Source organism: Bordetella trematum (assembly GCF_900078335.1).
GTDB classification, from domain to species: Bacteria; Pseudomonadota; Gammaproteobacteria; order Burkholderiales; family Burkholderiaceae_B; genus Bordetella; species Bordetella trematum.
The window spans coordinates 271,306-293,453 of sequence record NZ_FKBR01000011.1 but is presented as its reverse complement, the minus strand read 5'-3'; the positions used below and the strand labels follow the sequence as shown (position 1 = coordinate 293,453).

Genomic DNA, 22,148 nt, shown 5'->3' with positions numbered 1-22,148 from the left:
CACAGTTATTGGTGATAATTGTTCTCATGTATATTTGTATCTGCAACGCCGTCACTGAACGCCAAGTCCGCGCTTGCGTGGACGCAGGTGCGACGTCGCTGGGCGATCTCCAATTCGAGCTGGGCGTGGCTTCCTGCTGCGGCCGCTGCGGCCCCACGGCCTGCGAATACCTGCCCGGCGGACGCGCCTCCAGCGTTTGCGATGTGCGCTCGATTGCGGTGCCCGTCAGCCAGCCCACGGCCGTCATCGACGCCGAGCAGCCTGCCGCCAATACCGCGTCGCTGGCCCGCGCCGCCGTCGGCTGATCGCTGTCCGCCGCATTGGTCTGCCTGCCGTCCGACGCACGGTCGGCAGGCGTTGTTTATTTTCACCCCGCCAAACGCCCTGAAATTCCCCGGGCTGGCGCCTGAAATCCCCCGTCATGGCGGGCAAAAGAAGTCGGCAAGGGTTCATCCGGCCTCCTCCAGGCCGCATGGATGCGCAAAGCGTGCGCCATTGCATCAAATACCGCTATTCATTCTTATTCGCCAACCGCTTTCGGATCGCGCTCGCACAGCCATTTACCAAATAGGGCCGAACGCTAGGCGATGGGCTGCCCGCGATGGTAGTCTGCCGGGGTTGCACGCGCCAGGAGCGCGCCGATCCGCCAGATTAGGAGTACATCATGAAGGGCGATAAAACGGTTATCCAGTTTCTCAACAAACAGCTGACCAACGAGTTGACCGCGATCAACCAATACTTCCTGCATGCCCGCATGTTGAACCATTGGGGTTTCAAGAAGCTGGGCAAGCATGAATACGAAGAGTCGATCGAGGAAATGAAGCACGCCGATCGCCTGATCGAGCGCATCTTCATGCTGGACGGTCTGCCCAACCTGCAGGATCTGCACAAGCTGCTGATCGGCGAGAACGTGCCCGAGGTGCTGGCCTGTGACCTGAAGGTCGAACTGACCGCGCAGGCCACCCTGAAGGAAGGCATTGCCCACTGCGAGTCGGTGCGTGACTACGTTTCGCGCGACCTGATGCAGGACATCCTCGATGACACCGAAGAGCACATCGACTATCTGGAAACCCAGATCGGCCTGGTGGACCAGGTCGGCTTGCAGAACTACCTGCAGACCCAGATGGAAGCCGACGACTAAAACCCGCCGGCAAGAAGAAAAAAGCCCGTTTCATATGAAACGGGCTTTTTTCTGGCGTGATCGCTTCACTCGTGCCGGCGCGGGCATTCCGAGATCGTGCCCCAGGCGTTGTTGGGGGCACAGTACTTGTTGCGGGCGGCCCAGGCACAACTGGGGCGCTCGAAAAAGCCCATCGTGGCGCAGTGGTTGAGTTCCTGGCGCAGCTGATCCTGCCAGTTGCCGGCCGCGCGGGGGGCATTCCGGGGCGTATCCAGGGCCACCGGCGGGTTGATGCGCGCCACACCCTGCTGGATCGGCGCGTTTGCCGGGGGGGCGATGCCGGGCGGCTGGGCCAGATCCAGCGTCGAGACGTCAGAGGGGCCGGTCGGCAGGTCCGAGCCGGCGGCCAGCTGGCGGGCGCGATCCATGGAGATGCTGCCGCGCGAGATGTTCACGGAAGGATCGGTGTTGCTGTCGAACAGCGAGACGGTGTTCACCGCCCATTCGTGGGCTGCCGGCTGATGCGGCACCCCGAGGGTGCCGTCGACCCGGGGTTGTGGCGGTTGCGCGACATAAGGACGCCCGTTGGCGTCGAGAATGACCTGCTCGCTGCCCAGCGGATCCTGGCCAGGCGCGGCACTGGCGGCCGGCGCATGGGCCACCAGCCAGTCTCCGAGTTGCAGACCTCCCCAGGCCGCGATGCCCAGGGCAATCAGAAGCGTTGCGAACAATAGACGCCAAGACATTGCTACCCTCGTTTGTGTTGCGGCGCTGATCGGCTCAGGCCTGCTCTCCGAAAACCTTACCGCTATGCTCGCGCATCGCGTGGAATTTCACTTCCGGATACAGTTCTTCTGCCACGCGCAATTGCGCGGGCGAGCCGATGAGAAACGCCGCAGCGTCGACCACATCATAGGCGATATGGGCAGCATTGGCATCCATGAACTTGCGCAAGGCTTTGGGGTTTTCGGAGGTGATCCAGCGCGCCATGGTGTAGCGTGAAGGCATCAATCGGGCGTCCACGCCATACTCGGTTTTCAGGCGGTGAGCGACCACTTCGAACTGCAACTGGCCGACCGCGCCCAGCAGCAGCGCGCCGCCGGCGACTTCGGGGCGGAACACCTGGATGGCGCCCTCTTCGCCCAGCTGCGTCAGGCCCACGCGCAGTTGCTTGGTGCGCAGCGGATCCTTCACTTCGACGGCCTGGAACAGTTCCGGTGCGAAGAAAGGCAGCCCGGTGAAGTGCAGGGTTTCGCCTTCGGTCAGCACGTCGCCCAGTTGCAGCACGCCATGGTTGGGAATGCCGATCACGTCGCCGGCATAGGCTTCGTCCAGCAGTTCGCGGCGTTGCGAAAGGAAGGACACCACGTTATTGGGGCGCATCTCCTTGTTGGTGCGCGCCACCTTCAGGCGCATGCCGCGCTCGAAGCGGCCCGAGCTCACGCGCACGAACGCCACGCGGTCGCGGTGGGCCGGGTCCATGTTGGCCTGCACCTTGAACACGACGCCGGAGAACTTGGGCTCCTCGGGCTGGACCTCGCGCTCCATGGCGTGGCGCGGCCCGGGCGCCGGCGCCAGTTCCACCAGCGCGTCCAGCACTTCCTGCACGCCGAAGTTGTTGATGGCCGAACCGAAGAATACGGGCGTCTGTTTGCCGGCCAGGAAGGCCGCATGGTCAAACGGCGGCGAGGCCTCGGTGATGAGCTCGATCTCGCCGCTGGCCTGCTCGAAGGCCTGGCCGAAGCGTTGGCTGATCTCCGGGTTGTTCAGGCCCTGGATGAAGGCGTCGTCATCGTCGCGGCGCTCCTGGCCCGGGCGGAACAGGCGCATGCGGTCGCGGCGGATATCGAACACACCGCCGAAGGACTTGCCCATGCCCACCGGCCAGGAGAATGGCACCGTGTCCATGCCAAGGTGGCTTTCGATCTCGGACAGCAGTTCCAGCGGCTCGCGCACTTCGCGGTCGAGCTTGTTGATGAAGGTGATGATGGGGGTGTTGCGTGCGCGGCAGACCTGCAGCAGACGCTTGGTCTGCGGCTCCACGCCGTTGCCGGCGTCGATCACCATGAGCGCGGCGTCGACCGCCGTCAGCACCCGATAGGTGTCTTCGGAGAAGTCCTGGTGGCCCGGGGTGTCCAGCAGGTTGATGATGCAGTCGCGGTACTCCATCTGCATGACCGAGGAGGCCACCGAGATGCCGCGTTGCTTTTCGATCTCCATCCAGTCGGAGGAGGCGTGGCGCGAGGCCTTGCGAGCCTTCACGCTGCCGGCGATCTGGATGGCGCCTGCGAACAGCAGCAGTTTTTCCGTCAGCGTGGTCTTGCCCGCGTCGGGGTGGGAAATGATGGCGAAAGTGCGTCGCCGCGCGACTTCTTGAGTGAGGTTCATAGCGGTTATAGAAGCGCTCGCAATCAGGTGTGACGGCGGAAAGTCGCCAGGAACACCCCGGCCAGGATGAACAGCGAGCCGAAGATACGGTTCATCCAGCGGATATGGTGGGCGCTGCGCAGCAGGCGCAGCACTTTGGCCGCCAGCAGGGTATAGCAACCCATGGCGACCAGATCGGTGAAGACCAGCGTGCCGGCCAGCGCCGCGTACTGCGCGGTCAGGGGGCGCAGCGGATCGACGAATTGCGGCACGACGGCCAGCAGGAACACGGTGCCCTTGGGGTTCATCGTGTTGATGAGAAACCCGCGCAGCACCAGCTCGCGGATGGAGAACTGCCGGGGGTTGCCGGTGTCGACCGCGACCGGCGCGGCATCGGTGCGGATCTGGCGCACACCCAGGTAGATCAGGTAGGCCACCCCAAGATACTTGACGACCGAGAAGGCCATCTCCGAGGTGGCCAGCACCGCGCCCAGCCCGACGGCTACCACCAGGAACTGGAACAGGATGCCCAGGATGAGCCCGGCCGTGTTCCAGTAGCCGCGCGCAAAGCCATATTTGAGCCCGGATGACATGGCTGAGATGGCCCCCGCTCCGGGAGAGAACGAGATGGCCCAGGCAGCCACGAAAAAGGTCAACCAGGTCGAGAGGCTCATGGCGCGTTCCTAGCGCAGGGTTGGCGGTTTACTTGCCCAGCAGCACGCCCCGGCCGGGAGCGTTGCGGGGATTGCGGGACGCTGCCGGCTTGGCGGCCGGGCGGGCTTCGCGGGAAGCGCCCGGGGCCGGGGCACGGGCGGCGCTGCTGTTGGCGCTGCGCGGCGCAGCACTGCGGCCTTCATTGCGCGGCGCGCGGCCATTGCCACCACCACCACCGCTGCGGGCGCCCGCAGCGTTGCCGCCGCGCCCACCGTTGCCGCGTGCGCCGCCATTGCCGCGTCCGCGCGGGCCGCGTTCACGATCACGGTCGTCGTCGTCGCGTTCGGCGCCGCCGACCGGCGGGGTCCAGTCGGCCACGGTGCGGCGTTCGATGGGTTTCTTGATCAGGCGCTCGATGGCCTTGAGCAGCTTGATCTCGCTGTCGTCGACCAGCGAGACCGCTGCGCCCGTGGCGCCGGCGCGACCGGTGCGGCCGATGCGGTGCACGTAGTCTTCGGGCACGTTGGGCAGCTCGAAGTTCACCACCTGCGGCAGCTGGTCGATGTCCAGCCCGCGTGCGGCGATATCGGTGGCGACCAGCACGGCGACGCTGCCGTCCTTGAAGCCGGCGAGCGCGCGGGTGCGGGCCGATTGGCTCTTGTTGCCGTGGATGGCGGCCGCCGACAGACCGTCCTTGACCAGCTTTTCGGCCAGGCGGTTGGCGCCATGCTTGGTGCGGGTGAACACCAGCACCTGATGCCAGCCGCTTTCGCGGATCAGGTGGCTGACCAGGTCGCGCTTGTGCGCCTGATCGACCAGGTGAACCGTCTGGGTGACCAGTTCGGTGGCGGTGTTGCGCGGGGTCACGGACACTTCGCCCGGATTGTTCAGCACGCCGCGGGCCAGCTCGCGGATCTCGTCGGAGAAGGTGGCCGAGAACAGCAGGTTCTGACGCGACTTGGGCAACAGCGCCAGCACCTTGCGGATATCGCGGATGAAGCCCATATCCAGCATGCGGTCGGCTTCGTCGAGCACCAGGATTTCCACGCCCGAGAGGTCGATGGTTTTCTGGCCGGCGTGGTCCAGCAGGCGGCCCGGGGTGGCCACCAGGATGTCCAGGGGCTTGCGCAGCGCGCTGATCTGCGGGTTGATGTTCACACCGCCGAACATGACCATGGAGCTCAGGCCGGTGTATTTGCCATAGACCTGCACCGACTCGGCCACCTGGGCGGTCAGTTCGCGGGTCGGGGTCAGGATCAGGCAGCGCGGCCGGCCGGGCGTGCGCTTGGCGGGTTTGTTCTGCATCAGGCGATGCAGGATGGGCAGGGTGAAGCCGGCGGTCTTGCCGGTGCCCGTCTGGGCGGCGGCAAGCAGGTCGCCGCCCTTGAGTACCTGGGGAATGGCCTGCGCCTGAATGGGCGTCGGGGCGGTATAGCCGGTTTCGGCGATGGCACGCAAAAGGGTGTCAGCCAGCTCGAGGTCGGCGAAAGAAGAATAGGTAGACAACAACAACTCCAGCGGCAGCCCGTCGCTCAAGTTGAGAGACTCCAATCCAGGCGGACGAACGAGGAGAACAGGATATGCCGGCTTGGAATCCGGCACGGCGGCTTGGCGCCTTGAGACGTGTGCTGATTGGCAATGCACACGGCTGTGGATTGTAACCGAAGCGCCCGTTATCGATGGACGAAGCTGTAACAGGCAGCGATACACTTGTCGCTGCCTTTGGTGCTGTAATGCGAGAGTTTTCACCCTGGGGAATCTTATGCGAACGATGCGTGTGCTGGCCTGGTCCTGGATGCTGTCCCTGACGATGCTGTTGTCGGGTTGCGGCTATAACGCGATGCAGGCCGCCGATGAACAGGTCAAGGCGGCGTGGTCGGAGGTGCTTAACCAGTATCAGCGCCGGGCCGATCTGGTGCCGCAGCTGGTCAAGGTGGCGGATGCCTACATGACCCATGAACGTGAGGTGCTCACGCAGGTGACCGAAGCGCGCGCCAAGGTGGGCAGCGTGCAGATCACCGCCGATCAGCTGGAAGACCCCGCGGCCGTGGAGCGTTTCCAGCAGGCGCAGGCGGGTCTGAGCTCGTCGCTTTCGCGCCTGATCGCCGTGTCGGAGAACTATCCCCAGCTCAAGGCCGATGGCCTGTTCCGCGACCTGCAGGTACAGCTCGAAGGCACCGAGAACCGCATCGCCGTGGCGCGCGGGCGTTACGTGCAGGATGTGCGTGATTACAACGTGCTGGTGCGTCAGTTCCCGGGGGTGATCACCGCCAAGATTTTCGGCTACGCGCCCAAGGCTAATTTCGGCGTCGAGAATGAGGCGGCCATTTCGCGTCCGCCCGAAGTGAAGTTCAGCAACCAATGATCCTCGTCGCACGCAGATCTCTCCTGGGGATGCTGTTCGGGCTGCTGGCCTGCCTGCTGATGGCGGGCGGGCCGGCCGGCGCGGCCGTCGAGACGCCGGTGCCGGCCCTGACCCAGCGGGTCACCGACCTGACCGGCACCCTGGCGCCGGCGCAGCGACAGGCCCTGGACGAGGAGCTGGCCGCGCTGCAGGCGCGCAAAGGGGCGCAGCTGGCGGTCCTGATCGTGCCGACCACGGGCGCCGAGAGCATCGAGCAGTTCGCCACGCGGGTCTTTGAGCAATGGCGCCTGGGCCGCGGCAAGATCGATGACGGCGTGCTGTTCGTGGTGGCCAAGGATGACCGCGCCATGCGCATCGAGGTCGGCTATGGCCTGGAGGGCGCCATTTCCGATGTGCTGGCCGGACGCATCATTCGCGAGCAGGTGATCCCCCATTTCCGGCAGGATGACTACGCCGCCGGGATCCAGGCGGGCGTGCAGGCCCTGATCGCCCTGATCGATGGAGAATCGCTTCCGCCGCCACCCCCGCAGGAGAGCCAGGCCTCCTCCGGCGGATCGCTGTGGGAAAACCTGCTGGACGTCGGCTTGTTCCTGCTGGTGGTGCTGGTGGCGGCACCGCCGCTGGTCGGCGGCCTGTTCGCCGGCGTGGCGAGCGCCTTCGTGAGCGGCAGCCTGCTGGTGGGCCTGGGCGCGGGAGTGGGCGTGGCGGCATTGAGCTGGATACTGGGCTTGACCGGCCTCAAGCGTGCCCTGCGCAACCGCCGCGGCGGTGGCGGCGGTGGGCGTGGCGGTGGCGGCTTTGGCGGGGGATTCGGCGGCGGGCGCAGCAGTGGCGGCGGCGGCGGATTCAGCGGCGGCGGCGGGCGCAGTGGCGGAGGCGGCGCCTCGGGCCGCTGGTAGCAGGCCCGTGGCGGCGGCCGCGGCAGGTATCAGGCCACCGCCGTCAGTTCGTCCAGGCCGGCGCGCGACATCCCCTGCAACTGGGGCATGAGGCTCAACAAGTGGCGGCTGTAGTCGTGCTCGGGCCGGGTGAACAGGGTTTCGGTGTCGGCCACCTCCAGCAACTGGCCGTGCCGCATGACACCGACCCGGTCGCACATCTGGCGGATCACCGGCAGGTCATGGCTGATGAACAGCATGGTCAGCTTGAGCTGCTCCTGCAGATCTTTGAGCAGATTGAGGATCTGGGCCTGGATGGAGACATCCAGCGCCGAGGTCGGTTCATCGCAGATCAGAAAGCGCGGCCGCGTGGCCAGGGCGCGCGCGATGCAGATGCGCTGGCGCTGCCCGCCCGAGAATTCGTGCGGAAAGCGCTGCGCGGCCTGCGGACCCAGCCCCACGACGTCCAGCAGGTCGGCGACGATGCTGTGCGTTTGCGCCTCGCTGTCGGCCAGCCGGTGAAAGCGGATCGGTTCGGCCACGATATCCAGCACCCGCATGCGCGGGTTGAGCGATGAATAGGGGTCCTGGAACACCATCTGGATCTGGCGCCGGAACGGATTGCGTGCCTTTTCGTTCCTGAGCGCAGTCAGCTCGGTGCCGTCGAACCACACCGATCCCGAGGTCGGCTCGTAGAGGTTGGAGATCAGGCGCGCCACGGTCGATTTTCCGGAGCCGGACTCCCCCACCAGGCCGAACACCTCGCCTTCGCGGATGCTCAGATTGACGCCTTTCACGGCATCCAGCATCCGCTGGTTGCGCTTGAGCAGCGCTGGCTTGAGCATGAAGCGCATGCCCAGGTCGCGCACCTGCACCAGGTCTTCTTGGCTGCCGGCGCCGAAGTCGCGCCGCTGCCCCAGCCAGTGGGTGGCCAGATCCATGGGCTGGGTCGGCTGGCGCACATCCTCGATATACGTCACCAGCGGAAAGCGTTGCAGCTTGATGTCCGGACGCGGCACGGCCGAGATGAGACTGCGGGTATAGGGATGGTCGGGGTCGCCCAGGATTTTGGCGGTGGTGCCCTCCTCCATCAGCTTGCCGCGATAGAGCACCGCCACCCGGTCGGTGATCTCGGCGATCACGCCCATGTCGTGGGTGATCAGGATCATGCCGACCTGGCGTTCCTTGCACAGCTTGCGCAGCAGATCCAGGATCTGGGCCTGGATGGAGACGTCCAGGGCGGTGGTGGGTTCGTCGGCGATCAGCACCTCGGGTTCGCAGCACAGGGCCAGGGCGATCACCACCCGCTGCCGCATGCCGCCGGAGAACTGGTGCGGATACTGGCTGACCCGCAGCTCGGGCTGATCGATTCCTACCTGATCCAGCAGCTCGATGGCGCGTCGCCGGCCTTCGGCCGCCGACACGCCCATGTGCACCTGCATGGTTTCGACCAGCTGGCTTTCCACGGTCTGCAAGGGGTCCAGAGAGGTCAGCGGATCCTGGAAGATCATGCCGATGCGCTTGCCGCGCAGTTTGCGCTGCTGCGCCGGCGGCAGGTCGTCGATGCGCTCGCCCTGCAGGCGCACCTGACCGCCAGCCAGGCGTCCGGGCGCCTGGAGCAGGCCGATCACGGCATTGCCGATGGTGGACTTGCCGGCGCCGGATTCTCCCACCACGCCGAGGATTTCTCCTTTCTCCACGTGCAGCGAGACGTCGTCGATGGCTACCAGGGTGCCCCGCCGGCTGGGGAATTCAATGCGGATGTTGTCGATGTTCAGCAAGGCCATTCAGCAACCTCAGCGCAGCCGGGGATTGAGCGCATCGCGCAGCCAGTCCCCCAGCAGATTGACGGACAGCACCAGGGCCACCAGGGCCACGCCCGGGAAGACCGAGATCCACCACATGCCCGAGAACAGATAGCTGTTGCCGATGCGGATGAGCGTGCCCAGAGACGGAGCGGTGGGCGGTACGCCCACGCCCAGGAACGACAGCGTGGCTTCGGTGATGATGGCCACGGCCAGATGGATGGTGGCGATCACCAGCACCGGGCCCATCACGTTGGGCAGAATGTGGCGCCGCAGGATGGCGAAGGGACCGATGCCGATCAGGCGGGCCGCCTGCACGTACTCCTTGTTGCGTTCGACCAGCGTGGAGCCGCGCACCGTGCGGGCATACTGCACCCAGCCGGAGATGCCGATGGCGAAGATCAGCACATAGACCGCGAGCTGGTCATGCAGGTCGCGCGGCAGCAGACCACGCGCCACGCCGTCGATCAGCAGCGCCACCAGGATGGTCGGGAACGACAGCTGGATATCGGCGATACGCATGATGATGCTGTCCACCCGGCCGCCCATGTAGCCGCTGATCAGGCCGAGCGAGACCCCCAGCACCATCGAGAACAGCACGGAAGCCACGCCGACCAGCAGCGACACGCGTGCGCCGTAGAGTACGGCCGACAGGATGTCGCGCCCCTGGTCGTCCGTGCCCAGCAGGAAGTCGGGCGAGCCCTCCTCCGCCCAGGCCGGCGGTGTGTTGGCGTCCATGATGTTCAGCGACGCCAGGTCGAAGGGGTTGTGCGGCGCGACCAGGGGCGCGCACACCGCGCCCAGCACGATCAGCAGTGTGACGGCGGCCGAAACGATGGCAGATGGCGAGTGTTTGAAACTGTGCCACAGGTCGCTGTCGGCGGCGCGGGCGAAAAGCGGTGCGATGCGGGCGATCATGTGCAGCGGCCCTCCCTATTTGCTTTGCACGCGCAGGCGTGGATCGACGGCGAAATACAGCATGTCCACGACCAGATTGATGATCACGAAGATGAAGGCGATCAGGATCAGGTAGGCCGCCATGACGGGGATGTCCACGGTGCTGATGGCCTGGATGAAGAGCAGCCCCATGCCCGGCCACTGGAACACCGTTTCGGTGATGATGGCGAAGGCAATGATGGAACCCAGTTGCAGGCCGGTGACGGTGATCACCGGCACCATGGTGTTCTTGAGCGCATGACGGAAGTTGATCATGCGTTCGGGCAACCCGCGCGCCCGTGCGAACTTGATGAAGTCGGTGCGCAGCACCTCCAGCATCTCGGCGCGCACCAGCCGCATGATCAGCGTCATCTGAAACAGCGCCAGCGTGATGGCGGGCATGATGAGCGCTGCGAGCCCGGAGGGCGTGAGCAGGCCGGTGGTCCACCAGCCCAGGTTGAGCACTTCGCCCCGCCCGAAGCTGGGCAGCCAGCGTAGTTGCACGCCGAACACCAGGATCAGAAGAATGCCGATCAGGAAGGTCGGCAGCGAGATGCCAGCCAGCGACAGCGCCATGAAGGTCTTGGAGATCAGGCCATCGCGCCGCAGCGCGGTGTAGATGCCCAGCGGGATGCCGAAGACCAACGCCATCAGCGCCGAGATGAAGGCGAGTTCCAGGGTGGCCGGAAAGCGCTCTTCGAGCAACTCCGAGACCGGGCGGCGGTGGCGGTACGACATGCCGAAATCACCCTGCACGGCATTGCCCACGAAGCGCCCGAACTGCAAGGCGAACGGATCATCCAGGCCGAGCTCGGCGCGCAGCTGGGCGCGCTGCTCCTGGGTGGTGTCCTGCCCCACCAGGCTGGCGACCGGGTCGCCCACGTAGCGGAACATTGCAAAGGCGATCAGGGCGACCGCCAGCATCACGATCAGCGACTGAAAAAGACGTCGCGCGATGAAACCAAGCATATTCCGGACCCCTGTGAAAAGGTGGCGGCCAGGGGCGGCCACTTTGGGCAGCCGGTGATCTGCGTCACCGGTCCGCCCGACGCTGCAGTCAAGGCATCACGACGTTGCGCAGATCGAGCACGTCATCGGCGCGCTGCACCACCTTGATATCGTCCTTCACTCCCCAGGAGATCGGCTGCTGATGCAGCGGCAGATATCCGTAGTCGTTGCGCACGATCTCGAAGGCTTCCTTGATCATGGCGTTGCGCTTGTCCTGATCGGTTTCCACGCCGATCTGACGCTGCAGTTCGTCGACCTTGGGGTTGCAGTAGCCGCCCAGGTTGAACTGGCCGGCGGCCGTTTTGGCGTCGCGGCAGCTGGCCAGGTTAAGCAGCACGTTGTGCGCATCGGTCGAGCTGGGCGTCCAGCCCAGCATGTACATGCTGGTGTCGTTGCCGGCCTGCAGCAGGATCTTGCCGAAGTACTTGGACTTGTTCTGCGCCAGCAGATTGATCTTGATGCCCACGCGCGCCAGCATGCCCGCCACCGCCTGGCAGATCTTCTCGTCGTTGACGTAGCGATCGTTGGGGCAGTCCAGCGTCACGGAAAAGCCCTTGGGATAGCCGGCCTCGGCCAGCAGTTTCTTGGCCCGTTCGATATCCGTCTTGGTGGGTGCGCCATAGGAGTCGTTGTAGCCGTTGACGGAAGTGGCCACCAGCGAGCCCAGCGGCTGCGCCGCGCCGCGCATGATCTTGTCGTTGATGGCCTTGGTGTCGACCGCCAGGACCACGGCTTCGCGCACGCGCGCATCCTTGAACGGGTTCTTTCCCTTGACGTCGGAGAACAGCAGTTCGTCGCGGTGCTGGTCCATGCCGATGAAGATGGCGCGCGCTTCCGGGGCGGACAGGGGCTTGACGCCCTTGGCGTCCTCCAGGCGCTTCCAGTCCTGAACCGGCACCGGTTGCACGATGTCCATCTCGCCGGAGATCAGCGCCGCCACGCGGGTGGCTTCCTGCGAGATCGGCTGGAAGACGACCTCGTCGACGTTGGTCGGGATGTCCTTGTTCCAGTAGCCGTCGTAGCGCTTGAGGACGGTCTTCACATCGGGCTGGCGCTCGACCAGCATGAAGGGGCCGGTGCCGTTGGCGTGCAGGTTGGCGTAGTTGCCCTGGTTGTCGCCCTTGACGTTGGTGGCTTCGGTGGTCTTGTTCTTCTCCGACCAGTCCTTGCTCATGATGTAGAGAAAGGTCCACTCGCGCGGAAGAATCGGGTTGGGCGTGGGTGTGGTGACTTCGATGGTGTAGTCATCCACTTTCTTGATGTCTGCGGCCTTGGAGGCATAGGCCTTCATGTCGGAGCCGGGCGTGAGCGCGCGCTTCCAGGAGAAGATCACATCATCGGCCGTGAAGGGCGAGCCGTCATGGAACTTCACGCCCTCGCGCAGCTTGAATACCCATTTGTTGGGCTCGGGGTTGGTCCAGCTTTCGGCCAGCAGCGGCACCAGTTTCAGGTCGCCGTCATAGCCGGCCAGCGTTTCGTAGATATTGCCCTGGAAACCCAGCGTGAAGGTTTCGTTCAGCGCCATCGGGTCCATCGTGGTGGCGTCGCCCTGGTATGACCAGCGCAGCGTTTTGGCCTGGACGGTGCCGCTCAGGGCGGCGGCGCTCAGTGCCAGCGCCATGGCCGAATACTTCAATGCAGATGTGATACGCATAGCCCTCGTACTCCGTGTGATGCGTCAAGCGCGACAGTGACAGGGCCGGCCGCGCACATGGCGGCCGGGTCAGGCGTACAACTCAGAAAGCGGGAAGATCGACAGAAGGGACGTCCGCGGCGTTGCCGCGCGGCGCGAGGTGAATCCTGGCGGAGAACTCTGTGATGACCGGCTCCTTGTCAGGTGGAGCGCGATGATGGCCGCGCCCGTGTGCAAGAGCATCTTATAGAGCCGTTTGTTTAAGCGTCAATCGTTTTGGGTTGGGGTTATCACTCGGTTTGCGCGGCCTCGCGCGACGGCTGTCCGGCCTCTGGCGCAGCCAGTACCTGCGTGAGTGCAGCGATCTGCTGCTTGCGCCTTGCGTCGTCCTCGAAGCCTGGCGCAAGGGCCGACCATTGCGGCCGGCTGCGCGCTTCCTGCAGGGCGGCAGGCAGGGCGCCGCTGCGCCACTGTTCGGCCCGGGGCAAGGCGATGGGGGCGCTGGCGGCATGGCCGCGGCGCTCAAGCGCTTCGATCAGCTGCTGCTGGCGCAAGGCCAGCAAACGCAATACCGGGTCGTCGACGCTGAGCTCGCGATGGCCGCGCAGCCTGTCGGCCACCCGCTTGCCCCAGCGCTCGACGCCTTGCCACAGCCCGCCGGCGGCCGCGCCGATCAATGTGCCGGTGCCCAGCGTCAGGCCGGCCGACAGCAGATCGACCGCCGCGCCCGCCATGGCCCCGGCGGCCGCTCCCACTCCCATCTGCACCCCCATGTCTTTCAGCGCCTGGGGATGGAAAAGATCCATGCCGTAGCGTTCGCCGCTCAGTGGCAGCGCGTCGGGGCGGTAATCGCCAGGATGGAAGTTGTAGAGCGCCAGCAGGGCCTGCACGCAGGCCTGTTCGCGTTGGCGTACGCGCTCCTGCAGAGCCGCTCCGGTCTGCTCCAGGGCCTGCGCATCGTTGGCGCAGGGCAGGCGCAGCGCCGCCACGTCGATCAGCAGTTCGGCGGCCAGCCGGCAGGCGGTCTGGCGGCGCGCCACGCGGGCCTGCGCCAGCGCGGCGGCCATCCGGGTGAGCATGAGCGCGTGCGCGTCCAGCAGCACGGCCAGGCGGGCATAGAGTTGCTGCTCGCCGTCCAGGGGCGGAGCCACGGTGTCGTATTCGAGCACCGCATGCAGGCCCAGGCGCGCCATCGCGGCGCGCCACTCGTGCGCCCGGTGGCCGGGCGCGTGCACGAAATTCAGCACCGGCAGGAGGGGGCGGCCGCAGGCGGCCAGCAAGGCCAGCTCGTCGCGGTGCTTGCTGAGCACCGGGTCGCGGGCGTCGATGACATACAGGCCGGCGTCGCAGGCCAGCAGCTTGTCCAATACGCGCGCTTCCTGTTCGTAGCGGCCGCGCGCCTCCGGCGTATCGAGCAGGCGCTGGATGCGTGCCGGCCCGTCCAGCCTTTCGCTGGCCGGCGCCACCAGGTCGAGATATTCCAGCAGGGCCACGCTGTCTTCCATGCCGGGAGTATCGAACCATTCGATTTCGCCTTCGCCGGGCAGACGCAACAGGGCTCCCTGCACGTGGCGGGTGGTGCCGGCTTCGTCGGCCACCTGGCCGAAATAGGGATCACGCGTGAGCGTGCGCAGGAGCGAAGTCTTGCCGGTATTGCTGTGGCCGACGACGGCGATGCGCAGGCGTTCAGTCATGGTTGCCCCGCTGCAGCCAGTCAAGCGGGGGGTGCGCGCTTTCATCGATGGCCTGCGCCGGCAAGCCGGCGGCCTGCAGCCGTTCACGCCATTGCGGACGTCGCTGCCCCGGGCCGCTGAGCCAGATGCGCATCTGACCGGCGTGCGCGGCCAGGGCGGCGATCAGCGAGAGCGAACCGCGGTCCGGTGTCTGGCCGGCGTCGCACACCAGCAGCAGGCGCGAGGCCGGCTCGGCGGCCAACGCATCAAGCAGGGCATTGCGCTCTGCGCGGCTGTCCAGGTTGCCGGCGTCAAAGATGCTGTCCGGCGGCACGGTCGGGCGCGCATGATCGGGAGCGAGTTCCAGGCTGGCATAGACGGGCCGTCCGCCGGGCGTGCCGCGTGCGTCGATCATGGGATGGCGCAAGGGTTCGGCGGGCCGATCCACGCCGCCAGCCTGCGCGGCCGGCGTGAGGCGCTCGCGCAGCACGGCGTAGCCGGGCAGGTCGGGATCGATATCCAGGCGGGCCAGCGCGCGTGCGCTCATGATGAGACAGCCGAGCGCGGCCAGCAGGCGCGGCACGATGCCCCAGCACACCAGCATGCCCAGCAGCCAGACCGACCATTGCACCTGGGCTGCGGCCGGCAAGGCCTGCAGGCCGTCGCTGGCGCGCACCATGGCCGGGTCGGGCAGTGTGAAGCCGAACTGCGCCGGCAACCAGCCGGCCCAGGCGGTCAGGCGCACGAAAGTCTCCGGCGGCAGTAGCGTAGTGGCCCAGATGAACTGGTAGCTGGCGGTCGAGAGCATGACCAGCAGCGTCGTGAGTGCTGCGCACAGGGCGGCCAGCCACAACAGATGGCTGATCGCGCCCAGCAGCCAGCGCAGGGCCCCGGCGCGTGCCAGCAGATTCAGCAGGGCCTGGGGGATGAGCGCGGCGTGCGGCCCGCGCGCGAGTTTGCGCGTAGTCCACAGCCACATCCGGCCCAGGCCGGTGGCACGAGTCGCGGGCAGCAGAAAGCTGGCCAGCCAGAGCAGGAACATCAGGCCGTGCAGGCCCAGCAGCGCGCCCAGCGCCCACAGCACATTGACGGGCCGGCTGCCGTCGCCCAGCGCGCCGTAGGCGGTGGCCGCGCCGGCCAGCAGCACCACGGCCATCATGATGAGCAGCGCCAGCACGGCGCCCTGGCGCCAGCTGGCCAGCAGGCGGTCCAGGCCCTCGCGTTGCGCGATCAGGCCGGCGCGCTGCAGCACGCGGTCTGCGAAGCTGCCTTCAGCCTGACGCAGGCGCCGGACTTCGTTCTGATCCTGCAACGGACCCCAGTGTTCTTCGCGCAGGCGCAGCGTTTCGGCCAGCCAGTGGGCCGTCAAACCGTAGGTCGGCGTGCTCATGCGCGGGCCTTGCCGCAGCGGCGGGATGAGGGGCGGAATGCGAGGGCCATATCGTCTCCCGGCGGGGCGGTGATCCCCGCCCTGGTGCAGTCTTCGGGGCTGCGCCATTGTAGACCGCCGGACGCCGTCGGCAGCGCCGGATCAGCCGTGTCGCAGCCAGCGCCGGTAGGCGCCTGGCGTCACGCCGGTCGCCTGGCGAAAGCGGCGGCTCAGGTGGCTGGCGTTGCCAAAGCCGGTGCGTTGCGCGATCGCGGCGAGATCCAGATCGCCCGATGCCAGCAGCCCGCGCGCATGGTCGATGCGCCGTTGCTGCACCCAGGCGTGCGGCGTCAGCCCGAAGGAGACGGGGAACATGTGCGCGAAGTGATAGGTCGACAGCGCTGCCACGCCGGCCAGTTCATCCAGGCTGAGCGCCGCGTGCAGATGGCTGTCGATGTAGTCGCGTACGCGCCGGCGCACCGCCGGAGCGAGCCCGCCGCGCGGCCGGGCGGCGCGGCGCGTTTCGGTGCCGTTGCTCAGCAGGTGGTGCAGCATCAGTTCGGCCGCGCTGCTGGCGGCCAGTCGTTGGGCCGGCTCGTGCCAGTCCAGGGCCAGCAACTGGCGGCTGGCGCGCGTCAGTTCGGGGGCCTGGACGTAGGTCTGGTCGCGCACCTGCAGGCTGCGCGGTTCCCGATCCAGTCGCAGCACGGTTTCTCGCGCCAGCCGTTCGGGCGCGATGTACAGATGCATGAAGCGTACGCGACCGGTCATGCTCCAGCTTGAGCGGTGCTCGTCAGGCAGCACGCAGAATTTGCCCGCGCCGCCGAAGCCGTCGCAGCCGATGCGAAAGGACTGCTCGCCGCCTTGCAGATACAGCGACACGGTATGGTGGCCCGGCGCCTCGTATCCGATCACCTCGCGTTGCTCGCGCTCCCATTGGGCGACTGCCAGGCCGTCGCCCAGGAGCGTGGCGCGATGCAGGGTCGCTGTGGTGGACGCCAGGGTGCGAAAGACCGAGAAGGCGGAAAGATCGGGCGCAGTCATGAGAGTACCGATGCTAAGCCATCCCGCTGGCAGTGGCGAGCCGGGCGCAATCCGCGCGTGGCAAAAACGCAAGATCCGGCAACTTCGGCACGCCGCCCGGGGCCACACTGCGGCCTGCCGCCCGCTTCTGCGGGCTTGACCGGGCCGATGTCGTGACCGCCTTTCTTTACCTGTTGACTGTTCTGATCTGGGGCAGCACCTGGATTGCCATCAAGCTGCAGCTCGGCGTGGTGGCCATTCCGGTGTCCATCTTCTATCGTTTCGCCCTCGCCGGGCTGCTGCTTTTTGCCGCCATGTGGCTCAGCGGCCGGCTGCAACGCCTGGACCGGCGTGGGCATCTGTTGTGCCTGGGCCAGGGGCTATGTCTGTTCTGCCTGAACTTTCTGTGCTTCTACGCCGCCACCCGCTGGATTCCGAGCGGCCTGGTGTCGGTGGTGTTTTCGGCCGCGACCATCTGGAACGCGCTCAATGCACGGCTCTGGTTCGGCACGCCGATTTCGCCGCGGGTGCTGGGGGGCGGCGCCCTCGGGCTGGCTGGGCTGGTGCTGCTGTTCTGGCCCGAGCTGGCCGGGCGCGAAGCCAGCCACGAAACCCTGCTCGGCCTGGGGCTGGCGCTGGTGGGCACGCTGTGTTTTTCCACCGGCAACATGCTTTCTTCGGCCCAACAGCGGGCGGGCATCGGCCCGGGCAGCGGCAATGCCTACAGCATGCTGTACGGAGCGCTTATCCTGCTGGCGGGTTGCGTGGCGAGCGGGCAGCCGTTCGATTTCGACCCGTCCTGGGCCTATACCGGCGCCTTGCTGTACCTGTCCATCATCGGTTCGGTGGTGGGATTCACGGCCTATCTGACCCTGGTCGGACGCATGGGGCCGGCGCGCGCAGCCTACTGCACGGTATTGTTCCCGGTGGTGGCGCTGTCGATCTCGACCTACGCCGAAGGCTACCAATGGACCTGGGCCAGCATCGGCGGTCTGGCGCTGGTCATGGCGGGCAATGTGCTGGTGTTCGCACGCCGGCGCGTGCGTCCGGCATGAAACGGTAAACGGCCAGAGCGGCCTGCAAAAAGAAAAGCCCGCGCAATGCGCGGGCTTCTCGAATTTGGCTCCCCGAGCTGGGCTCGAACCAGCGACCTGCGGATTAACAGTCCGTCGCTCTACCGACTGAGCTATCGGGGAAAAGGTAGAGGGGCGCAATTATGCATCAAAACAATCCGGCCTGCAAATGGCGGGCCGCGCCGCTATGATGGACGGCCACGCTGCTATGGAGACCTCAGGATCATGTTGCCGACCTTGCATCAACAAAGGGATGCGCTGCGCGAGAAGCGCGTGACCTCGCTTTCGCTGACCGAGGCCGCGCTGGCGCGTGCCCAGGATGAGGCGGGCGAAGGCGCCCGTGTCTTTACCCGACTGTATGCCGCGGCAGCGTTGGCCGAGGCGCGTGCCGCCGATCTGCTGCGCGCGGCCGGCATCGAGCGCTCGGCCATCGACGGCTTGCCGATCAGCATCAAGGACCTGTTCGATGTGCGTGGCGAGCCGACGCTCTCGGGATCGATCGCGCGTCGGGCCGAAGCGCCGGCCAGTGCCGATGCCGAGGTTGTGCGGCGCCTGCGCGCCGCGGGCGCCGTCATCGTGGGCAAAACCAATATGTCCGAGTTCGCCTACTCGGGCCTGGGCCTGAACCCGCACTATGGCACGCCGGCCAACCCCTGGGATCGCGCCAGCGGCCGCATCCCGGGCGGGTCCTCGTCGGGCGCGGCGGTGTCGGTCAGCGACGGCATGGCGGTGGCGGCGATCGGCTCGGACACCGGGGGATCGGTGCGTATTCCGTCAGCCCTGTGCGGGCTGACCGGTTTCAAGCCCAGCGCGCAGCGCGTCTCCATGCAGGGCGTGCTGCCGCTGTCGGCCAGCCTGGATTCCATTGGCCCGCTGGCCGCCAGCGTGCGCTGCTGCATCACGCTGGATGCCATTCTGTCGGGCGAGCCCAGCGATGCCGTCCAGCCGCTGCCGCTGGCCGGCCTGCGCCTGGCGGTGCCCGCCACCGTCGCGCTCGATGACCTCGATGCCGAGGTGTCGCAGGCTTTCGAGGCGGCGCTGGCGCGCCTGTCGCGCGCCGGCGTGCGCATCGAATCGCTGGCCATCCCCGAGTTCGCCGAGCTGGCCGATATCAATGCCCAGGGCGGCTTCACCGCCGCCGAGGCCTATGCCTGGCACCGCGAGCTGCTGCAGCGCCAGGGCGAACGCTACGATCCGCGCGTGCGCACGCGCATCCTGCGCGGGCAGGCGATCTCGGCGGCCGACTACCTCGATCTGCTGCAACGTCGCCGCGACTGGATCGCGGCTGTGCAGGCGCGTATCGCGCCCTTTGATGCCCTGGCGATGCCGACCACCGCAGGGATCGCGCCGCCGATCGCGCCTCTGGCGGCCGACGACGCGCTGTTCGCCGCGACCAACATGCGCATGCTGCGCAACTGCACCTTCATCAATTTCCTCGATGGTTGCGCCCTGTCGCTGCCCTGCCATGCGCCAGGCAGCGCGCCGGTGGGCCTGATGCTGGCCGGCGCCAACGGCAGCGATCGTCGCATGCTGGCCATTGGCCTGGCCGTGGAGGCGGCGCTGGCGGCATGAGCGCGGATCTGCCCGGCGTCAGCCTGAGGCCGGCCACCCTGGCGGATCGCCAGATGCTGGCCGACCTGGCCCTGGCGTCCAAGGCCGTGTGGGGCTATGACGCGGCCATGCTGGCCTCCTGGCGTGCCGAGCTCACCCCTCGGGCCGGCTGCCTCGCGCAACGCCCCTTCGTGCTTGCCGAGAGCGCAGGCCGCTGCCTGGGCTTCTATTCCCTGCAGCCGCTTGCGGGTGACGAGGAGGGGTGGGCCCTGGACAACCTGTGGGTGGCGCCGGATGGCATCGGCCGGGGGCTGGGTCGTCTTTTGCTGGCCGATGCGAAGGCGCTGGCCCGTTCACGGGGCATCGGGCTGCTGCGTATCGATGCCGATCCGCACGCCGAACCTTTCTATCTTTCGCAGGGCGCGCGCCGTGCCGGCGCCATCGCGGCGCCCCTGCCCGGGCAACCCGAGCGTCTGCGGCCGCAGTTGATACTGTCCTGCGCCTGAGCCCCTGAATGTCGTCAGGCCGCAACTTTGCGTGCCTGGGAAATAAAAAAATCTGGGTCCTCGGGCGCGCTTCCTCTATGCTCTGCGCTGACCGGACGCCGCCCATGCCGTGCATGGCGGTCTGTGCACCGGACGTTGCCGCCCACGCGAACGTCAGGCGTCCCGGCGGACCGATCGCGCCCAGGCTGCCCAGACCTGCTGCGCCGGGACCAGGCAGCCGCCTGGCGCCAGACCGGTCATATCGATTCCGTACCGCAGGCGCACCGCATGACCCATCCCCCTGTTGAACTCCCCGGCGAGGCATTGCTTCGTGCCGCGCAGCTGATCGAGGCCGCCTCCAGCCTGCTGGTCGTGGCTGGCGCCGGCATGGGCATCGATTCCGGGTTGCCGGATTTCCGCAGCGCCCAGGGGTTCTGGCGCGCCTATCCGGCCCTGGGACGGCAGAACCTGAGCTTTGCCGAGATTGCTTCGCCCGCGGCCTTCCGGCGCGATCCGCAGCTGGCCTGGGGCTTTTACGGCCACAGGCTGGCGCTCTACCGGGCCACCCGTGCGCATGCCGGCTTCGGGATGCTGCATGGCTGGATGCAGGCCCGGCCGATGGGCGGCGCGGTTTTCACCAGCAACGTCGACGGCCATTTCCAGCAGGCAGGCTTCGATGCCCAGCAACTGGTCGAATGCCATGGATCGCTGCACCGCCTGCAATGTCTGGAGGCTTGCTGCAACGAAACCTGGCCGGCCGATGGCTTCGTGCCCCAGGTGGACGAAGCGCAAGGCGTGCTGCTGAACGAGCCGCCGCACTGCCCCTACTGCGGCGGGCTGGCGCGGCCCAACGTCTACATGTTCAACGATCACGACTGGCAGGAACAACCCACGCGCCAGCAGTACGAGCACCTGCGGCGCTGGCTGCGCTTTGTCGAAGGCCTGGTGATCCTGGATATCGGCGCCGGCACCGCCATTCCCACCGCACGCGCCTTCTCGCATCGCACCGCCGCCGAATTCGGCGCTGCCATCATCCGCATCAATCCCGCCGAACCCCAGGTGCCCGACCCGGCACGCGACGTCTCCCTGCCCCTGGCCGCCCTGCCCGCGCTCACGGCTATCGCGCAGCGCCTGACGCCGGGCTAGCACGCCGGTTCGACGCGGCGCGGCCAGCGCAGCCCTGCGCTCTGGCCGGCCAGAGCGCAGGGTGTCCCCGGTTTACTGGGGCTGCACCCCGGCCTGTTCGATCACAGCACGCCATTTGGCAATTTCGGCTTCCAGATAGGCGCGGTAGGCCTGAGGCGTGCCGCCATACGGCTCTGCACCCGTGGCGCGCAGCTTGGCCACGAAATCCTCCTGCTTGAGCAAGGCGTTGGCGGCTGCGTTGAGCCTTTCCACGATGACCGGCGAGGTACCCGCCGGGACCATGATGCCGTTCCAGGCAGTGATCTCGAATCCGGGCAGCTCGGCGACTTCGCTGATGGTGGGCACATCGGGCATCAGCGGCGAGCGTTGCAGTGACGCGATCGCCAGCGGCAGCAGTCGTTTGTCGTGGATGAAGGGCAAGAGCGTGTTCTGCGTCGTGAAGAACATCTGCGTGGCGCCGGAGACCAGGTCCACCAGGGCGGGGGCGGTGCCCTTGTACGGAACATGCTCCAGATCGATGTCCAGCTGGGTGGCCAGCAGTGCGCTGGCGAGGTGGTCGATGGTGCCGGCCCCCGATGAGGCGTAGTTGAGTTTTTTGGGCTTGGCACGCGCCTGGTCGATGAACGCCTCGAAGGTTGTCGCGCCGATGCTTGGATTCACTGCTACCACCAGAGGCACTCCTGCCGTTCGTATGACGGGCTGGAAGTCCTTGAGGGGGTCATATTTCGCGGAGGTGTAGAGCATGGCCGCAAGCACCAGCGAAGAGGTGTTGTACAGAATCGTGTAGCCGTCCGGCGCAGCCGCCAGGACGGCGTTCGAGGCGATGATGCTGCCGGCCCCGGGGCGGTTCTCGACGATGATCGGTTGTCCCAGCTGGTCCGCCATGCCTTGAGCGAAAAGACGCGCGTTGACATCGGTGGGGCCGCCTGCGGGAAAACCGAGAATCATGCGGATCGGTCTGTTGGGGTATTTTTCTGAGGCATGTGCCACGGGCAGGGATGTGAATATCGTCATCGCGGCCACGGCTGTCAGGGCACGAGCGAGTGCACGAAAGTTCGGCAT

The 22,148-nt window shown here is 66.8% G+C and carries 20 protein-coding genes and 1 tRNA gene; 8 read left to right on the top strand and 13 right to left on the bottom strand.

Features of this window, described 5'->3' with window-relative positions; translation table 11 throughout:
* Positions 1-26 precede the first annotated feature (26 nt).
* Both A7V84_RS05540 and bfr read left to right on the top strand, forming a co-directional pair.
* Positions 27-305, top strand: coding sequence for a (2Fe-2S)-binding protein (locus A7V84_RS05540; RefSeq protein WP_033534323.1), 279 nt, complete (start codon positions 27-29; stop codon positions 303-305).
* Between the two features lie 359 nt (positions 306-664).
* The gene (gene bfr, locus A7V84_RS05535) at positions 665-1,141 is read left to right on the top strand and encodes a bacterioferritin (RefSeq protein WP_025514976.1); all 477 of its coding nucleotides are present in this window, start codon (positions 665-667) and stop codon (positions 1,139-1,141) included.
* Positions 1,142-1,206: 65 nt separating this feature from the next.
* Here bfr and A7V84_RS05530 read toward each other — a convergent pair whose 3' ends face one another.
* From A7V84_RS05530 to A7V84_RS05515, 4 genes are read right to left on the bottom strand one after another with little or no spacing between them, the layout of a single operon-like run.
* Positions 1,207-1,866 carry a hypothetical protein gene (locus tag A7V84_RS05530; RefSeq protein WP_033534324.1) on the bottom strand — a complete coding sequence of 220 codons (660 nt, stop codon included), beginning with the start codon at positions 1,864-1,866 and terminating at the stop codon, positions 1,207-1,209.
* Positions 1,867-1,900: 34 nt separating this feature from the next.
* Complete coding sequence (locus A7V84_RS05525) at positions 1,901-3,508, bottom strand: peptide chain release factor 3 (RefSeq protein WP_063491674.1); 1,608 nt, start codon at positions 3,506-3,508, stop codon at positions 1,901-1,903.
* Positions 3,509-3,531: 23 nt separating this feature from the next.
* The gene (locus tag A7V84_RS05520; RefSeq protein ID WP_025514979.1) at positions 3,532-4,161 is read right to left on the bottom strand and encodes a LysE family transporter; all 630 of its coding nucleotides are present in this window, start codon (positions 4,159-4,161) and stop codon (positions 3,532-3,534) included.
* A 28-nt stretch (positions 4,162-4,189) separates the two neighbouring features.
* The gene (locus tag A7V84_RS05515; protein WP_063492555.1) at positions 4,190-5,647 is read right to left on the bottom strand and encodes a DEAD/DEAH box helicase; all 1,458 of its coding nucleotides are present in this window, start codon (positions 5,645-5,647) and stop codon (positions 4,190-4,192) included.
* Positions 5,648-5,912: 265 nt separating this feature from the next.
* Here A7V84_RS05515 and A7V84_RS05510 point away from each other — a divergent pair, with 265 nt between their 5' ends.
* A complete protein-coding gene (locus tag A7V84_RS05510; protein WP_025514981.1) occupies positions 5,913-6,506 on the top strand; it encodes a LemA family protein in 594 nt (197 codons plus the stop codon).
* On the top strand, positions 6,503-7,405 hold the full coding sequence (locus tag A7V84_RS05505; protein ID WP_033534325.1) for a TPM domain-containing protein: 903 nt from the start codon (positions 6,503-6,505) through the stop codon (positions 7,403-7,405). The genes A7V84_RS05510 and A7V84_RS05505 overlap by 4 nt, the downstream gene beginning before the upstream one ends.
* A gap of 29 nt (positions 7,406-7,434) precedes the next feature.
* On the opposite strand, the gene A7V84_RS05500 is transcribed toward A7V84_RS05505, so the two are convergent.
* The 7 genes from A7V84_RS05500 to A7V84_RS05470 all read right to left on the bottom strand — a co-directional run bounded on the left by A7V84_RS05500 (position 7,435) and on the right by A7V84_RS05470 (position 16,759).
* On the bottom strand, positions 7,435-9,171 hold the full coding sequence (locus tag A7V84_RS05500; RefSeq protein WP_025514983.1) for a dipeptide ABC transporter ATP-binding protein: 1,737 nt from the start codon (positions 9,169-9,171) through the stop codon (positions 7,435-7,437).
* A 9-nt stretch (positions 9,172-9,180) separates the two neighbouring features.
* Positions 9,181-10,107 carry an ABC transporter permease gene (locus A7V84_RS05495; protein ID WP_025514984.1) on the bottom strand — a complete coding sequence of 309 codons (927 nt, stop codon included), beginning with the start codon at positions 10,105-10,107 and terminating at the stop codon, positions 9,181-9,183.
* A gap of 15 nt (positions 10,108-10,122) precedes the next feature.
* Positions 10,123-11,094 carry an ABC transporter permease gene (locus tag A7V84_RS05490; RefSeq protein WP_025514985.1) on the bottom strand — a complete coding sequence of 324 codons (972 nt, stop codon included), beginning with the start codon at positions 11,092-11,094 and terminating at the stop codon, positions 10,123-10,125.
* An 88-nt stretch (positions 11,095-11,182) separates the two neighbouring features.
* Positions 11,183-12,787 carry an ABC transporter substrate-binding protein gene (locus A7V84_RS05485; RefSeq protein ID WP_025514986.1) on the bottom strand — a complete coding sequence of 535 codons (1,605 nt, stop codon included), beginning with the start codon at positions 12,785-12,787 and terminating at the stop codon, positions 11,183-11,185.
* 269 nt (positions 12,788-13,056) lie between these two features.
* Positions 13,057-14,460 carry a DUF3482 domain-containing protein gene (locus A7V84_RS05480; protein WP_063491673.1) on the bottom strand — a complete coding sequence of 468 codons (1,404 nt, stop codon included), beginning with the start codon at positions 14,458-14,460 and terminating at the stop codon, positions 13,057-13,059.
* Positions 14,453-15,829, bottom strand: coding sequence for a DUF2868 domain-containing protein (locus A7V84_RS05475; protein WP_033534327.1), 1,377 nt, complete (start codon positions 15,827-15,829; stop codon positions 14,453-14,455). Before A7V84_RS05475 ends, A7V84_RS05480 begins: the two co-directional genes overlap by 8 nt.
* Before the next feature lie 141 nt (positions 15,830-15,970).
* Positions 15,971-16,759, bottom strand: coding sequence for a helix-turn-helix domain-containing protein (locus tag A7V84_RS05470; RefSeq protein ID WP_033534389.1), 789 nt, complete (start codon positions 16,757-16,759; stop codon positions 15,971-15,973).
* A 245-nt stretch (positions 16,760-17,004) separates the two neighbouring features.
* On the opposite strand from A7V84_RS05470, the gene A7V84_RS05465 reads away from it, so the two are divergent.
* Positions 17,005-17,886, top strand: coding sequence for a DMT family transporter (locus A7V84_RS05465; protein WP_063492553.1), 882 nt, complete (start codon positions 17,005-17,007; stop codon positions 17,884-17,886).
* 65 nt (positions 17,887-17,951) lie between these two features.
* Here the strand turns inward: A7V84_RS05465 and A7V84_RS05460 are convergent.
* Positions 17,952-18,027 (bottom strand) — tRNA-Asn (locus A7V84_RS05460).
* Positions 18,028-18,129: 102 nt separating this feature from the next.
* Between A7V84_RS05460 and A7V84_RS05455 the strand changes: the two genes are divergently transcribed.
* The 3 genes from A7V84_RS05455 to A7V84_RS05445 all read left to right on the top strand — a co-directional run bounded on the left by A7V84_RS05455 (position 18,130) and on the right by A7V84_RS05445 (position 21,086).
* Positions 18,130-19,476 (top strand): amidase, encoded by a 1,347-nt coding sequence (locus A7V84_RS05455; protein ID WP_033534328.1) that lies wholly within the window; start codon positions 18,130-18,132, stop codon positions 19,474-19,476.
* On the top strand, positions 19,473-19,961 hold the full coding sequence (locus A7V84_RS05450; protein WP_025514991.1) for a GNAT family N-acetyltransferase: 489 nt from the start codon (positions 19,473-19,475) through the stop codon (positions 19,959-19,961). Before A7V84_RS05455 ends, A7V84_RS05450 begins: the two co-directional genes overlap by 4 nt.
* 267 nt (positions 19,962-20,228) lie before the next feature.
* Positions 20,229-21,086 carry an SIR2 family NAD-dependent protein deacylase gene (locus A7V84_RS05445; protein WP_052125645.1) on the top strand — a complete coding sequence of 286 codons (858 nt, stop codon included), beginning with the start codon at positions 20,229-20,231 and terminating at the stop codon, positions 21,084-21,086.
* Between the two features lie 72 nt (positions 21,087-21,158).
* Here A7V84_RS05445 and A7V84_RS05440 read toward each other — a convergent pair whose 3' ends face one another.
* Positions 21,159-22,148 (bottom strand): Bug family tripartite tricarboxylate transporter substrate binding protein, encoded by a 990-nt coding sequence (locus A7V84_RS05440; protein WP_025514993.1) that lies wholly within the window; start codon positions 22,146-22,148, stop codon positions 21,159-21,161.